Below are 12826 nucleotides of genomic sequence, written 5' to 3'. Positions count from 1 at the left end.
GCCAAATTCGAAGGACTTCGCCTGTCATGAACAAGCCGCTTTCCGCTCACGAGGCCCTCATCTACGTCATGGTACTGGCCTCGGCCGTCGATCGAACGATGAACGACCGGGAACTCAGCCGGATTGGAGAACTCATCCACGCCCTGCCGGTTTTCAAGGGTTTTGACGACGAGACGCTGATCTCGGTCTCCCGCGATTGCGCCAAGCTTCTGGCGAACAATGAGGGGCTCGATATCGTACTTGAAACCGTGCGCGACACCTTGCCGGCCCGGCTCTACGACACGGCGTATGCACTCGCCGTGGAAGTCGCGTCGGCCGATCTGTCGGTCAAGGCGGAGGAATTGCGCCTTCTCAGCCTGCTTCGCGACCGCCTGGGCCTCGACAAGCTCACCTGCGCGGCCATCGAGCGCAGCGCGATTGCCCGCTACCGCAAGGCCTGATCAATAGAGCCCGTAAGGGAAATAACGCAGATAGATTTCCTGCAGCCTGCCATCGCGGGACAGAGTGGCGAGGGAATGATTGATCGCCGCCGTCAGATCGGCGTCCTGCTGACGCAGCATGATGGTCATGCCTTCGCCGAGGAACTGCTGGGAGAGATAGGGACCGTCGAAAAGGGCGCAGCATTTTTCCGCCGCCGGCGACGATACCCAGAAGGACAGCTGCAAGCCGTCGGCAAAGGCGGCATCGATCTTGCCGTCTTTGACGGCCGCCAGAAGAGCCGCCTTGTCGTCAAACGGCACCGGCTTGATCGCCGGGAAGAAAGCCGCCATCATAGCCTCGTGCATCGTCCCCTTGACCACGCCGACGGGGTGTCCGGCAAGCGATGCGGCTGTCGTGCCGCTGATCGGAGCCTTGAGGTTGCGGACGAAGCGAGCCGGCAACGTCAGGAAGGGGCGTGAAAAGGCGAAGGTCTTGCGCAGCTCCGGGGTCACGGCGACGCCGGCAATCACCGCATCGCCCTGCGAAGCCGCGAGCGCTCCCTGCAATTCGTTGAACGGTAACGCCTGGATCTGGCATTTGTCCGATATGCCGAGTTCGTCGCAGATCTTGCGGGCGAGCTCGACATGAAAGCCTGCGAGCTTGCCGTTCTGATCGACGAAATTGAAGGGCGGGAAATCGATCGAGGTCAGAAACCTCAATCTCACCAAAGAAGACAGATCAGGCTTCGGCAGTCGCTCGCGCGCATCGAACAGGATCGGCAGGCTCGGCGGCTTGGCTTCCTGGGCGGCAAGCGGCAAGGCGCACGACATGGCGATCAGCGCCGCGCGCGCCAGAAGCTTCGTTGCGGAGGTTGGCGACGAAAGGCAAACACGCATGGTGATGATCCAGCCTCCGGTCGTGTGTATCGATCCCTGATTCACCAACCGATGTAGCAGAGTCATGCCGCAGGGGGAATATCACGCCAAGGAATGATGGCGGCAGCGTCCGCAAGATGAATGGCGGACGCCTGCCGCACCGGTCGGTTGCGAGATTTTGAACAAGCACAAAATTGCCGTGGGAATTCGGCCGCATAAGTGCCCTCGTTAGCGGTCGATTAAGCTCTATTGATTGTACTCGCGGCATCGACGACGTCGGCCCGGCAGCCGATCGCATGATGCAAGTCGTCCGAGCCTTCTTCGCAAGGTATCCCGCAAATTCGGCTTCATCCGCGCATATCAGGCGGCGCGATCCTCACCGTCCTTCCAAGACGGGCGGACCCTTGCGCATTCTCCTCGATAAGGCGCGGCACCCAGATGGACCATCATGTTCAGGAACCTGAAAATCAAAACCAAGATGCTTGCCGTGATCCTTTTTCTCGGCCTCATCTCCTTCGCCGGCCTGCTGTATATCGCCGGCGAGTCCCGCAAGGCGGACCAGGCCTACAGCGCCTTCCTCGATCGGGAAGCCATTGCGGCGACGGAAGGCGCGCGCTCGAATTCCGCCGCACTGGCTGGGGTACTGCAGGCAAGCCTGATGCTGAATTTCGATCCCGGCAGCGATGCCTTCAAGACGGCGGCGACGGCGGGCAGCAGCTATTTCAGCGAGGCGAAGGACAGGCTGAAGCATGCCGAGAGCCTTGTCCCTGCCCGGAAGCAGCCCATCGACGCGATCCTCGCCGGACTGGATGACTTGCAAACGCTCACGAACAAGGCGATCGAGCAGCGCAAGAATGGCGACGCCAAAGGCGCCGAGGCGGGCATGGCCGTGGTCAACGACGAACTGCTCAAGCTGATGGCGCAGATGCAAGCCAATGGCGATGCGCTGGCAAACCGAATGAACAGCGGCGGCGATGCCTTGTCGGCGGAGGTCAACAGCGCCATCGATTATACGCTCGGCGCCCTCGGTGCCGTGACACTTCTCTCCCTGATCTTCGGCATGTATGTCGCGCAGAAAAGCATTGCTGCGCCGCTGATGCGTCTGCATCACCGCATGACGACGCTCGCCGGCGGCGATACGGCAAGCGAAATCGAAGGCCACGACCGTCGCGACGAGATCGGCCAGATGGCATCCGCCGTCGTCGTGTTCCGCGACCACGCGATAGAACGCGCGCGGCTCGCGGCGCAGGCCGAAGCCGACCGGACGCTCAGCGACAGCGAACGCGCTCAACGCGAGGTTCGGCAGGCTGCCGAGGCAGCGCATCTGCAGCAGGCCGTTCAAGCGGTCGGCGATGGCTTGAAGCGTCTTGCGGAAGGCGATCTCGTGACGCGCATCGACACCCAATTCGTCGAACATCTCGATCAGCTCCGGCAGGACTTCAACAACGCGCTCCTCAAGCTCGACGGGGCAATGCATGCGGTCGGCGCCAATGCCCGCGCCATCAACGCCGGCGCCAACGAAGTCCGTGGCGCGGCCGACGAGCTTTCAAGGCGCACGGAACAACAAGCGGCATCCGTCGAGGAAACCGCCGCCGCGCTGGAACAGATCACCACGACGGTCAAGGACGCCGCCAGGCGTATGCAGGAAGCAAGTCAACTCGTCGTCCATACGCGCGCAGGCGCGGAGCGGTCCGGCGAGGTCGTTCGCAATGCCGTAGAAGCCATGCAGCAGATCGAAAAATCCTCCGGTGAGATCAGCAACATCATCGGCGTCATCGACGAGATCGCCTTCCAGACCAATCTGCTGGCGCTGAACGCCGGCGTCGAAGCCGCCCGCGCCGGCGAGGCCGGCAAGGGCTTTGCCGTGGTCGCCCAGGAAGTGCGCGAGCTCGCCCAACGGTCCGCCAATGCCGCCAAGGAGATCAAGACGCTCATCGCCACCTCCGAAACGCATGTCCGGACGGGCGTCGGCCTGGTCAACGAAACCGGCAAGGCACTCGACGCCATCGTCTCGGACGTGCAGGAAATCAACCGGCATGTACACGCGATCGCCGAAGCCTCGCGCGAGCAGTCGGCCGGCCTGCAGGAGATCAATACCGCCGTCAACGCCATGGATCACGGCACCCAGCAGAACGCCGCCATGGTGGAGGAAAGCACGGCTGCGAGCCACAGTCTGGCGACCGAGGCCGCCTCTCTGGCGGCACTCATCGGCCAGTTCCGCACGAGCGGCGGCGAGGCTGCACATGTACGTGCGGCGCCTGCCGCAACCAATGCGCCGCGGCCCACTGTGCGACCCCTGCCACGACCTGCGCCAGCTCCCGTCATCCGGGCTGTCGACGGCGTGAAGGCACGTCCGACCCCCTCGCCGGCGCGCGCGCTCGGCCAGAAATTGCTGAGTGCGTTCAGTGGCAATCAGCCACCGGCCACGACGAGCAAGGACGCGGACTGGACGGAATTCTGAGAACGCCGCGATCCTAAACCATTTGGCGAATAGACTGCAGGCGGCACGTCTTAACGAATGCCGCCTGTTTTGACACGTCAATGCCTATCGGTTTGTCAATCTCTTCGAAGAAGGAAGCTGCTCGATATTTTCGGCAGTGGAGTTGTCTTTCTGTCCGCGCCATTTCAGCAATCTGGCGGGCGCACCGACATAGATGCCGTATGGCTCGGTCTTCCCCTTGACGACGGCATTCGCGCCGATGACGCATCCCCTAGCGATATGGGAGCCGCCCAGGATCTTCGCTCCCGCGCCGATCCAGACATCATCCTCGATGACGACAGGCTTCCTCGTGAGACCCTGCTGGCGGATGGGCTGGGTGAGATCATCGAAATTGTGATCGAAGGATACGACCATGGCATGGGCGGCGATCCGCACATCGTTGCCGATCGAAATCCCGCCACTGCCCAACAGAATTGTGTACTCGTTGAAGGAGACGTGATTGCCGATATCGATGTTGCCTTTTTGCGCATCGATGACGACGCCCTTGCGGAAATGCCCCTTTGCGCCGATGCGAACACTGCCGCGCTTCCAGATGATCGTCGTTCCCAGCGGAATTTTCGTGCTGCGCGATATCGTGAGCACGCCACGCACAAAGATCGCCTTCAATCTGTAGAACCATGCAATGCCGCGCATAAGGACGCTCCTTTCAAGGGGCACTCCTTTTGCCATTCTTGTCTGGCACCCACCTGAATGAGCCAGCATATGGCGACGCGGAGGCGAGGCGGCAAGTGTTGCCGTTTTCTCGCATCCTTCACCTACGCTCCGCAAGGCCTGTGATCAAGGCAACCGCGCCAAAGCCTGCGGCCGCTGCACAGACGGCAACCCAGCCACCAAAATCCCATGCGGTGCCGGCAAGCGCCGAGCCCAGCGCGCCGCCGAGAAAGAAGATGCCGACGAAGAGGCCATTGATGCGTCGAGCTGGCAAAGCCATGAGCGCCGATTTGCACATGTCGCTGGTATCACGCGGTCTCGGTATCGGCGTCCTGACACCGGCGGCGCTATCGGAAAGCCGCTGGCGCGATGCCGTCGAGGTCATCGAGGCGCCGGATTTCAGCCCGAAAGTCGTCAACTGGCTGGTGCATCGCCCGCCGGCAGGACCCCTCGCCCGCCCGATCGCAACCTTCGGCGAAGCGCTGAAGGTTGCGCTGAAAACAAGAGGCCGTTTTTGACAAGGGCAAGTTGGAGCGGGTGAAGGGAATCGAACCCTCGTATTCAGCTTGGGAAGCTGCTGCTCTACCATTGAGCTACACCCGCCTGACACCCTGAGATGTCCAACAGTTGGCGGTCTCTGTCAAGGCCAGTCGCTAGCCCCTCAGAGCCGAAAGTGCTTCGACAGCTTCAGGCCCTGCGCCTGATAGTTCGAGCCGAGGCCGGAGCCATAGAGGCTGCTCGGCTGTTCCAGCATGTGTTCGTAGATCAGGCGCCCGACGATCTGGCCGTCCTCGAGGATGAAAGGCACCTCGTGGCTGCGCACTTCGAGCACGGCGCGGCTGCCGCGGCCGCCGGACGGCGCGTGGCCGAAGCCCGGATCGAAGAAGCCGGCATAGTGGACGCGAAATTCGCCGACCAGGGGATCGAAGGGCGTCATCTCGGCGGCATAATGCGGCGGCACATGCACGGCCTCGCGAGAGACGAGAATATAGAATTCGTCCGGGTCGAGGATCAGTTCGGTGCGGCCGCGGCTATAGAGTGGCTCCCAGAAATCGAAGATATCGTGCTGGGCCTTCTTGTCGACATCGACAACGGCGGTGTGATGCTTGCCGCGATAGCCGATCAGGCCCTCCTTGTCGCCGGCAAGATCGATCGACAGCGCGATGCCGCCGCCGGTGATGTTCGGCTTCTTGCTGGCCACCAGCGTTTCGGTCTCGTGCAGGGCCAGCAGTTCCGGCTCGGTGAGCACGGCCTGGCCGACGCGAAAACGGATCTGCGACAGGCGCGAGCCGCGGCGCACGACGATCGGGAAGGTGCGCGGGCTGATTTCCAGATAGAGCGGGCCGGAATAGCCGGCCGGGATCTTATCGAACTCTTGCGCCCGGTCGGTGATGACGCGGGTGAAGATATCGAGGCGGCCGGTCGAACTTTTCGGATTGGCCGACGCCGACATGTCAGCCGGCAGATCGAGGCGCTCCATCAGCGGCACGATATAGACGCAGCCGGTTTCCAGCACAGCGCCTTCGGAGAGATCGATGACATGCAGCTTCAGCCGGTCGAGCTTGTCGGCGACGAGATGCGACGGGCCGGGCATGAAGCTGGCGCGGACGCGGAAAGCATGCGCGCTGAGCCGAAGATCGAGGCTCGCCGGCTGGATCTGATCGGCGTCCAGTTCCCGTTCGCTCGTCAGCCGCCCCGCGTCAAAAAGCGCCGCAATGGCGCGATCGGCTAGAATTCCAGTATTGCGAGCCATCATGCCTCATCCCCGGCACACAATCCTGCAAACCATAGCGCGATCTGAAGGGTCATGTGCAAATTCCAAGTGTTACCGTGATCCTTTGCGCAGCCTACGGGCGCCAGGCACAGTAATTTGTCGCAGACAAAACCAAACTCAGGGAATTGACGCAAGCGATCAACGGCAGTATTGCAACTTATCCCGTGGTGATTTGGCCGGTCGGCTTGCAGCCACGTTAAATAAGTGGCTAAAAAGACCGGGTTGAAACCGGTCTGCAATTGCGGCCGGTTTTTTTGTTTTGAAAGTGGTGATGGCATGAGCAAGACTTGGCGCCCCGCAACCCAGCTCGTTCACAGCGGAACGCTCCGTTCGCAATTCGGCGAAACATCCGAAGCAATCTATCTGACCCAGGGCTTCGTCTACGACACCTCGGAAGCGGCCGAAGCCCGCTTCAAGGGCGAGACGGATGGTTTCATCTACGCCCGCTACGGCAGCCCGACCAACGACATGTTCGAAAAGCGCATGTGCGCGCTGGAAGGCGCGGAAGATGCACGCGCCACGGCCTCGGGCATGGCCGCCGTCACCGCCGCCATTCTCTGCCAGTTGAAGGCCGGCGACCATATCGTTGCCGCTCGCGCGCTCTTCGGCTCCTGCCGCTGGGTCGTCGAAACACTGGCGCCGAAATACGGTATCGAATGCACGCTGGTCGACGGACGTTTCGTCGAAAACTGGGAAAAGGCTATCCGTCCCACGACCAAGGTCTTCTTCCTGGAAAGCCCGACCAATCCGACATTGGAAGTGGTCGATATCGCTGCCGTTGCCAAGCTCGCCAACCAGATCGGCGCCAAGCTCGTGGTCGACAACGTCTTCGCCACCCCGCTCTTCCAGAAGCCGCTGGAGCTCGGCGCCCATATCGTCGTCTACTCCGCCACCAAGCATATCGACGGCCAGGGCCGCTCGCTCGGCGGCGTCATCCTTTCCGACAAGCAGTGGATCGACGAGAACCTGCAGGATTATTTCCGCCACACCGGCCCGGCCATGTCGCCGTTCACCGCCTGGACGCTGCTGAAGGGCATCGAGACGCTACCGCTACGCGTCGCGCAGCAGACGGCGAATGCCGCCAAGGTGGCCGATTTCCTTGCCGGGCAGCCCGGCAAGGTCGCCCGCGTGATCTATCCCGGCCGCAAGGATCACCCGCAGGCCGATATCATCGCAAAGCAGATGACCGGCGGCTCGACGCTGGTGGCCTTCGAGCTGAAGGGCGGCAAGGAAGCAGCCTTCAAGCTGCAGAACGCACTGGAAATCGTGCGGATTTCCAACAATCTCGGCGACAGCAAGAGCCTGATCACCCATCCGGCCACCACGACGCACAAGAACCTCACCGACGAGGCGCGCGCCGAACTCGGCATTTCGCCGGGCACCGTTCGCTTCTCCGCCGGTATCGAAGACAGCGAGGATCTGGTCGAGGATTTCGCCCGCGCTCTGGAACAGGTCTCCGCCTGATATCAATCGACAAGCCGCCCGGAGATTTTCCGGGCGGCCCGACCTGCCCTGAGCAGGCCATGATGCAAGCAGACGGCCAGCGTCAGCTCGCCGCCTTGTATTGAACCTTGCCGGCATGCAAGAAGAACAGCTTGTCGAAAAGCGCGAGATCCAGCGGGTTCGGCAGACGAACGTCATCGAGATCGGGCAATGGCTTCAGCGCCGGATCGTATGAACGGTCGATTTGCGAGATGAACACGACGATCACGCCCTTGTCGCGCGCGAAGGCCTTCAATGCCCGGACCTGGGTCATCAATTCTGGCTTCTCCCGCTTCTGATCGAGTATCTGCAGATAGTCGACCACCGCCAATGTGCCGCGCGGCACTGAGGCCAATTTGCGCGTGATGTAATCGGCACTTATGGCATCGGAACTGTCGAGCTCGAACAGTTCCCTGAACTCGGCCTGATCCACGCCGATGATCCGAAAGCGATCCAGGACGACCTTCTCCGTATCCTCCAGCGTGAAAAAGGCGCTGCGATTGCCAGCCTTCATGGCTCCGACGGCGAGCTTGAGGCTCATCAATGTCTTGCCCTGGCCGGGCCGCGCGCCGACCAGCACCAGATCGCCCGGACTCAAGAGCGAGAACAAATCGTCGGCGGGTACGGGCGCTTGCGTCTTGGCCGCAAGCAAGCTCCAGCCTTGAAATCCTTCGCGGGCCGCTACGCGATCCAGCGCGGCATGCAAAGGAATATTCTGTTGACGCGACAGCAGCCGCGCCTTGCGCTTCAAATGATAAACAGGGGCGGAAAGCCTCATTGTAAACCTCCTATTGCGAGCAATGACCGCAACCCCTCCTTATGCCCGGCGCTCAAACAGTCGGTTTGATGATCGACAGCCCCGCATGAAGTCTACTTTCCCGGATGGAGGGGGGAGGCACGGGCCATGCCAGAATCAGATGATAGCCGAAATCCCCTCGCCGGGAAATCGCAGAGAAGCGCTTCGCGGGGAACACAAGACGGGTTTGGGAATTATATGATCTAGAGATTTGGATTGAGGCGTGGCGGACATGACAATCGAGTCTCAAGTCAACCTGCAATTTCCGTAAGCGTTTCCGCCCATGGAGGGTATTCGGGCAGCAGTATGCGGGATAACAGTGAAAGAGAAGCGGCCTGTGATACTTTTGGCTGCGGCCTATTAACCTTCGATATTAGCCGTAATAGCTAAAAACCGGGATGCTCGGGCCGATCACACGGGTTTTCACCGATCCGTTCCTTGACGGAATAGGTTGCTTGTAGGATACCGCTAGAGATCCTGCATTTTGCGGGACGGTGGAAAGCGGATAATATGCCGCAGACTTAAAGATACTGAGGCTTTTCCAGCGTTTGTCCGACGCTTGATGCTCCAGCGCAGTGGTAAGGTATCAGGCATGTATCGCGCCCTAACACGCGACATAGAAGTGGTCGTGGAGCCGTTTTATCTGGAGGAGCAATCCGATCCGGATGACGATCGCTATGTCTGGGGGTATCGCATCATCATCTCCAACCACTCGAAAGTTTCCGTTCGGCTGGTGACGCGCTATTGGCATATCACCGACATGAACGGAATAGTCGACGAAGTGACCGGCCCCGGCGTCGTCGGCGAACAGCCGCATCTGCGGCCTGGCGACACCTATGAATATTCCTCAGGATGCCCGCTGGACACACCCTCGGGAATGATGTTCGGCCACTACCAGATGGAGACGGATGACGGGGAGCTTTTCCATGTCAAGATCCCCGCCTTCTCCCTCGATACGCCCAACCTGATGCGCACGCTGAACTGAGCCCGATCAGGCCACATTTATCTCGGCTGCCTCGAAGCGGTACGTGGTCGAGCAGAATTCGCAGGTGACGGCGATTTCGCCGTTCTCCTGGCTGGCCTCGATCTCCTCGGCCGAGAACCCCTGCAACACGCCCTTCAGCTTGTCGCGCGAACAGGAACAGCGGTCGAAAACCGCCTTGGGTTCGTAGACGCGCACGCCGCGCTCATGGAAGAGGCGGAACAGCAGGCGCTCGGTGCCGACAAGCGGATCCGTCAATTCATCGGCATCGATGGTCTCCACCAGGCTGCGTGCTTCCGCCCAGGCATCGTCCTCGACATGATCACGCATGCCGCTATCACCATCGCCGCCATGGAGATCCGGCTGGCGCATGCGCTCCGGCGCTTCCGGCAGGAACTGCGCGATCAGGCCGCCCGCCCGCCAGCGATGCCGCGGCTTGCCGTTCTCGTCACGATCGAAAAGTTCTGCGGCGCCCAGGCGAACCCGAGTCGGTATCTGCTCCGACTGGCGGAAATAAGTGCCGGCAATCTCCTCGAGCGAGGCGCCGTCGAGAGCGACGATGCCCTGATAGGGCTGGCTGTAGCGACCCTGATCGATAGTGAAGGCGAGCACGCCCTTGCCGAGCAGCTGTTCCGGCTCGGTTTCACCGGCGGCGATCGCCTTTGCCAGAGCCTCTTCATCGAAACGAGCGTAGGCGCGGACATTTTCCGGCGTCGAGAAATCGGCAACCAGGAGGTCGACGGGACCGTCGCTCTTGGTCTGCACGGTGAACTTGCCCTCGAACTTCAGCGAGGTTCCGAGCAGGACGGTCAGGACGATGGCCTCGGCCAAAAGCCGGGCGACCGGGGTCGGATAGTTGTGCCGGGCAAGAATTGCGTCCAGCAACGAACCAAGCTGTACGGCACGACCGCGCACATCGAGCCCTTCCACCTGGAAGGGAACCACGTGATCGTCACCGGCAAAATCAAACTGACCCAGCGAGGCTGCATTTTCGGCCATTGCTCTACTCCTACTGCGCCCGCGCCCTCAGACGCGGTTTCATATCCTCAGATTGCGCCCAGGCACCAAGCAAGAATCGACTTTTGCGCATGCAGGCGGTTTTCCGCCTCATCGAAAACAACGGATTGCGGACCATCGATCACTTCATCAGTCACTTCCTCCCCGCGATGGGCGGGCAGGCAATGCATGAACAACGCGTCCTTGCCGGCCTGTGCCATCAAAGCCGCGTTGACCTGATAGGGCTGGAAGACGTTGTGACCGCGGGCCCGGTGTTCCTGATTCATGGAAACCCAGGTATCGGTTACCACGCAATCGACACCGGCGACCGCACGGTCGGCATCATGCGAGAGCATGATTTCGGCGCCCTGGTTGCGGGCCCAGTTCAAATAGTGATCCTTGGGCTCGGAACCAAGAGGTACCGCCATGTTCATGCGATAGCCGAACCGCGCAGCGCCTTCGATCAACGAATGCAGCACGTTGTTGCCGTCGCCCGTCCAGGCAATGGTCTTGCCCTTGACCGGGCCGCGATGCTCCTCGAAGGTCATGATGTCGGCCATGATCTGGCAGGGATGCGTATCGTCGGTCAGCGCGTTGATGACCGGAACGGTCGCATGCTCCGCCAGTTCCAGCAGGCGCGAATGATCGGTCGTGCGGATCATGATCGCATCGACATAGCGCGACAGCACCTTCGCCGTATCGCCGATCGTCTCGGCGCGGCCGAGCTGCATTTCGGTTCCGGACAGGAAAAGTGTCTCGCCACCGAGCTGGCGCATGCCGACGTCGAAGGAGACGCGGGTCCGGGTGGAAGGCTTCTCGAAGATCATCGCCAGCATCTTGCCGGCAAGCGGCTTATCGGCGGTACCCGCCTTCAACGCCCTTTTTCGCACGATCGCGTCATCGATGATGTGGCGCAGATCGGCGGCCGCGACAGCCGAGAGATCGAGAAAGTGTTTCGGAGAAGCCATGTCCTCACCTGTACTCCAGAAAAAACAATAACGCCCGCATAGGGCAAGAACGCCCCGACTGCGGGCGTCGAACTTAGGCTGATTTCTTGACGCGGGCGGCGCGTACACGCTCGGCCGCACGCTCGATGCGAGCAAGACCTTCGCGCGCTTCCTCGGCGGTCACGACCAGCGGCGGCAGCAGGCGAATGACATTGTTGCCGGCCGGAACACCCAGCAGATGCTCGGCGCGGATCGCCTGCAGCAGATCCGCTTGCGGGATGGCTGCCTTGATGCCGAGCATGAGACCTTCGCCGCGGATGTCCTCGATGATATCCGGGAAGCGATCCTTGAGCGAAGCAAGGCCCTGGCGGAAGACCAGCGCCATATCACGCACATGCTCCAGGAAGCCATCGGCCAGCACGATATCGAGCACCGCATTGCCGACCGCCATGGCAAGCGGATTGCCGCCATAGGTCGACCCGTGCGTGCCGGCCTTCATGCCGGAGGCTGCCTCTGCCGTCGCAAGGCATGCGCCGAGCGGGAAACCACCGCCGATACCCTTGGCCACCGCCATGATATCGGGCTTGATGCCGGCCCATTCATGGGCGAAAAGCTTGCCCGTGCGGCCGACGCCGCACTGTACTTCATCGAGCACCAGGAGCAGACCGTGCTCGTCGCAGATATCGCGGAGACCGCGCAGGAATTCGTTGGTCGCCGGGCGGATACCGCCCTCGCCCTGCACCGGCTCGATCAGGATCGCAGCCGTCGCATCGGTGATTGCGGCACGAACCGCGTCAAGATCGCCGAAAGCCACCTGGTCGAAGCCGGGGGCCTTCGGGCCGAAGCCTTCGATATACTTTTCCTGGCCACCGGCAGCGATCGTCGCGATGGTACGACCGTGGAAGGCACCTTCGAAGGTGATGATATGGAACTTCTCGGGATGCCCGTTGGCAAACTGATAGCGCCGCGCCGTCTTGATGGCGCATTCCAGCGCTTCGGCGCCCGAATTGGTAAAGAACACCTTGTCAGCGAATGTGGCTTCCGTCAGCCGCTTCGACAGCTTCTCCTGACCGGGCACTTCGTAGAGGTTGGACAGGTGCCATACCTTGTCAGCCTGCGCCTTCAGTTCGGCCACGAGATGGGGATGCGCATGACCGAGCGAATTGACTGCCACACCGGCCGCGAAATCGAGGTAGCGTTCGCCATTTTCCGTGATCAGCCAGACGCCCTCGCCTCGCTCGAACCGCAGCGGAGCGCGCATATAGGTGTCATAAAGCGCCGCTGTCTCGGCCATGGCGTATCTCCTCGATCACAACCCTAAGGACCAATCGCTTCCTTTCCATGAAACGGGTCCGAAAAAATCAAAAATGCCGCCTTGCGGCGGCGTGGGCACTATTGATGTT

At 61.3% G+C, this 12826-nt stretch carries 13 protein-coding genes, 1 tRNA gene and 1 riboswitch; of the genes, 5 read left to right on the top strand and 9 right to left on the bottom strand.

The genetic code is table 11. The features are described from left to right. Positions 1–26: 26 nt before the first annotated feature. The gene (locus tag FHT29_RS10450; protein ID WP_034513789.1) at positions 27–440 is read left to right on the top strand and encodes a tellurite resistance TerB family protein; all 414 of its coding nucleotides are present in this window, start codon (positions 27–29) and stop codon (positions 438–440) included. On the opposite strand, the gene FHT29_RS10445 is transcribed toward FHT29_RS10450, so the two are convergent. Continuing rightward, positions 441–1250 carry a transporter substrate-binding domain-containing protein gene (locus FHT29_RS10445; RefSeq protein ID WP_244655111.1) on the bottom strand — a complete coding sequence of 270 codons (810 nt, stop codon included), beginning with the start codon at positions 1248–1250 and terminating at the stop codon, positions 441–443. Positions 1251–1743: 493 nt separating this feature from the next. Here FHT29_RS10445 and FHT29_RS10440 point away from each other — a divergent pair, with 493 nt between their 5' ends. Then, a complete protein-coding gene (locus tag FHT29_RS10440; RefSeq protein ID WP_168599649.1) occupies positions 1744–3756 on the top strand; it encodes a methyl-accepting chemotaxis protein in 2013 nt (670 codons plus the stop codon). Between the two features lie 84 nt (positions 3757–3840). Here FHT29_RS10440 and FHT29_RS10435 read toward each other — a convergent pair whose 3' ends face one another. Beyond that, positions 3841–4428, bottom strand: coding sequence for an acyltransferase (locus tag FHT29_RS10435; RefSeq protein ID WP_168599648.1), 588 nt, complete (start codon positions 4426–4428; stop codon positions 3841–3843). A gap of 118 nt (positions 4429–4546) precedes the next feature. Further along, positions 4547–4726, bottom strand: a complete 180-nt coding sequence (locus FHT29_RS10430; RefSeq protein WP_168599647.1) for a hypothetical protein — start codon at positions 4724–4726, stop codon at positions 4547–4549. On the opposite strand from FHT29_RS10430, the gene FHT29_RS10425 reads away from it, so the two are divergent. After that, the gene (locus tag FHT29_RS10425) at positions 4725–4964 is read left to right on the top strand and encodes a hypothetical protein (protein ID WP_047556097.1); all 240 of its coding nucleotides are present in this window, start codon (positions 4725–4727) and stop codon (positions 4962–4964) included. The two genes, FHT29_RS10430 and FHT29_RS10425, sit on opposite strands and share 2 nt — an antisense overlap. 11 nt (positions 4965–4975) lie before the next feature. Here the strand turns inward: FHT29_RS10425 and FHT29_RS10420 are convergent. Both FHT29_RS10420 and FHT29_RS10415 read right to left on the bottom strand, forming a co-directional pair. Further along, positions 4976–5049 (bottom strand) — tRNA-Gly (locus FHT29_RS10420). 58 nt (positions 5050–5107) lie between these two features. Further along, a complete protein-coding gene (locus FHT29_RS10415; protein ID WP_037203141.1) occupies positions 5108–6202 on the bottom strand; it encodes a 2'-deoxycytidine 5'-triphosphate deaminase in 1095 nt (364 codons plus the stop codon). A gap of 172 nt (positions 6203–6374) precedes the next feature. Next, positions 6375–6453, top strand: a riboswitch (SAM riboswitch). Between the two features lie 43 nt (positions 6454–6496). Between FHT29_RS10415 and FHT29_RS10410 the strand changes: the two genes are divergently transcribed. After that, a complete protein-coding gene (locus tag FHT29_RS10410; protein ID WP_168599646.1) occupies positions 6497–7684 on the top strand; it encodes an O-succinylhomoserine sulfhydrylase in 1188 nt (395 codons plus the stop codon). An 82-nt stretch (positions 7685–7766) separates the two neighbouring features. Here the strand turns inward: FHT29_RS10410 and FHT29_RS10405 are convergent, their stop codons facing one another. Then, positions 7767–8480 carry a DNA helicase gene (locus FHT29_RS10405; protein ID WP_168599645.1) on the bottom strand — a complete coding sequence of 238 codons (714 nt, stop codon included), beginning with the start codon at positions 8478–8480 and terminating at the stop codon, positions 7767–7769. A gap of 610 nt (positions 8481–9090) precedes the next feature. Between FHT29_RS10405 and apaG the strand changes: the two genes are divergently transcribed. Then, the gene (apaG, locus tag FHT29_RS10400) at positions 9091–9483 is read left to right on the top strand and encodes a Co2+/Mg2+ efflux protein ApaG (protein ID WP_047641050.1); all 393 of its coding nucleotides are present in this window, start codon (positions 9091–9093) and stop codon (positions 9481–9483) included. 6 nt (positions 9484–9489) lie between these two features. Here the strand turns inward: apaG and FHT29_RS10395 are convergent, their stop codons facing one another. From FHT29_RS10395 to FHT29_RS10385, 3 genes are all read right to left on the bottom strand, one after another. Then, complete coding sequence (locus FHT29_RS10395) at positions 9490–10479, bottom strand: Hsp33 family molecular chaperone (protein ID WP_047556104.1); 990 nt, start codon at positions 10477–10479, stop codon at positions 9490–9492. Between the two features lie 47 nt (positions 10480–10526). Next, positions 10527–11444, bottom strand: coding sequence for an ornithine carbamoyltransferase (gene argF / locus FHT29_RS10390; protein ID WP_037203131.1), 918 nt, complete (start codon positions 11442–11444; stop codon positions 10527–10529). A gap of 73 nt (positions 11445–11517) precedes the next feature. Further along, positions 11518–12717 (bottom strand): aspartate aminotransferase family protein, encoded by a 1200-nt coding sequence (locus FHT29_RS10385; protein WP_047641052.1) that lies wholly within the window; start codon positions 12715–12717, stop codon positions 11518–11520. Positions 12718–12826: the final 109 nt, after the last annotated feature.

Source organism: Rhizobium sp. SG741 (assembly GCF_012275435.1).
GTDB classification, from domain to species: Bacteria; Pseudomonadota; Alphaproteobacteria; order Rhizobiales; family Rhizobiaceae; genus Rhizobium; species Rhizobium lusitanum.
This window is presented reverse-complemented; position numbering and strand designations above follow the sequence as displayed.

What these genes read in the sequence shown, in the direction of transcription:
- FHT29_RS10385 (WP_047641052.1), bottom strand. Translation starts at nt 12,717, where the DNA reads ATGGCCGAGACAGCGGCGCTTTATGACACCTATATGCGCGCTCCGCTG.
- FHT29_RS10430 (WP_168599647.1), bottom strand. Translation starts at nt 4,726, where the DNA reads ATGGCTTTGCCAGCTCGACGCATCAATGGCCTCTTCGTCGGCATCTTC.
- FHT29_RS10405 (WP_168599645.1), bottom strand. Translation starts at nt 8,480, where the DNA reads ATGAGGCTTTCCGCCCCTGTTTATCATTTGAAGCGCAAGGCGCGGCTG.
- argF (WP_037203131.1), bottom strand. Translation starts at nt 11,444, where the DNA reads ATGGCTTCTCCGAAACACTTTCTCGATCTCTCGGCTGTCGCGGCCGCC.
- FHT29_RS10395 (WP_047556104.1), bottom strand. Translation starts at nt 10,479, where the DNA reads ATGGCCGAAAATGCAGCCTCGCTGGGTCAGTTTGATTTTGCCGGTGAC.
- FHT29_RS10425 (WP_047556097.1), top strand. Translation starts at nt 4,725, where the DNA reads ATGAGCGCCGATTTGCACATGTCGCTGGTATCACGCGGTCTCGGTATC.
- FHT29_RS10435 (WP_168599648.1), bottom strand. Translation starts at nt 4,428, where the DNA reads ATGCGCGGCATTGCATGGTTCTACAGATTGAAGGCGATCTTTGTGCGT.
- FHT29_RS10410 (WP_168599646.1), top strand. Translation starts at nt 6,497, where the DNA reads ATGAGCAAGACTTGGCGCCCCGCAACCCAGCTCGTTCACAGCGGAACG.
- FHT29_RS10445 (WP_244655111.1), bottom strand. Translation starts at nt 1,250, where the DNA reads ATGTCGTGCGCCTTGCCGCTTGCCGCCCAGGAAGCCAAGCCGCCGAGC.
- FHT29_RS10415 (WP_037203141.1), bottom strand. Translation starts at nt 6,202, where the DNA reads ATGATGGCTCGCAATACTGGAATTCTAGCCGATCGCGCCATTGCGGCG.
- FHT29_RS10450 (WP_034513789.1), top strand. Translation starts at nt 27, where the DNA reads ATGAACAAGCCGCTTTCCGCTCACGAGGCCCTCATCTACGTCATGGTA.
- FHT29_RS10440 (WP_168599649.1), top strand. Translation starts at nt 1,744, where the DNA reads ATGTTCAGGAACCTGAAAATCAAAACCAAGATGCTTGCCGTGATCCTT.
- apaG (WP_047641050.1), top strand. Translation starts at nt 9,091, where the DNA reads ATGTATCGCGCCCTAACACGCGACATAGAAGTGGTCGTGGAGCCGTTT.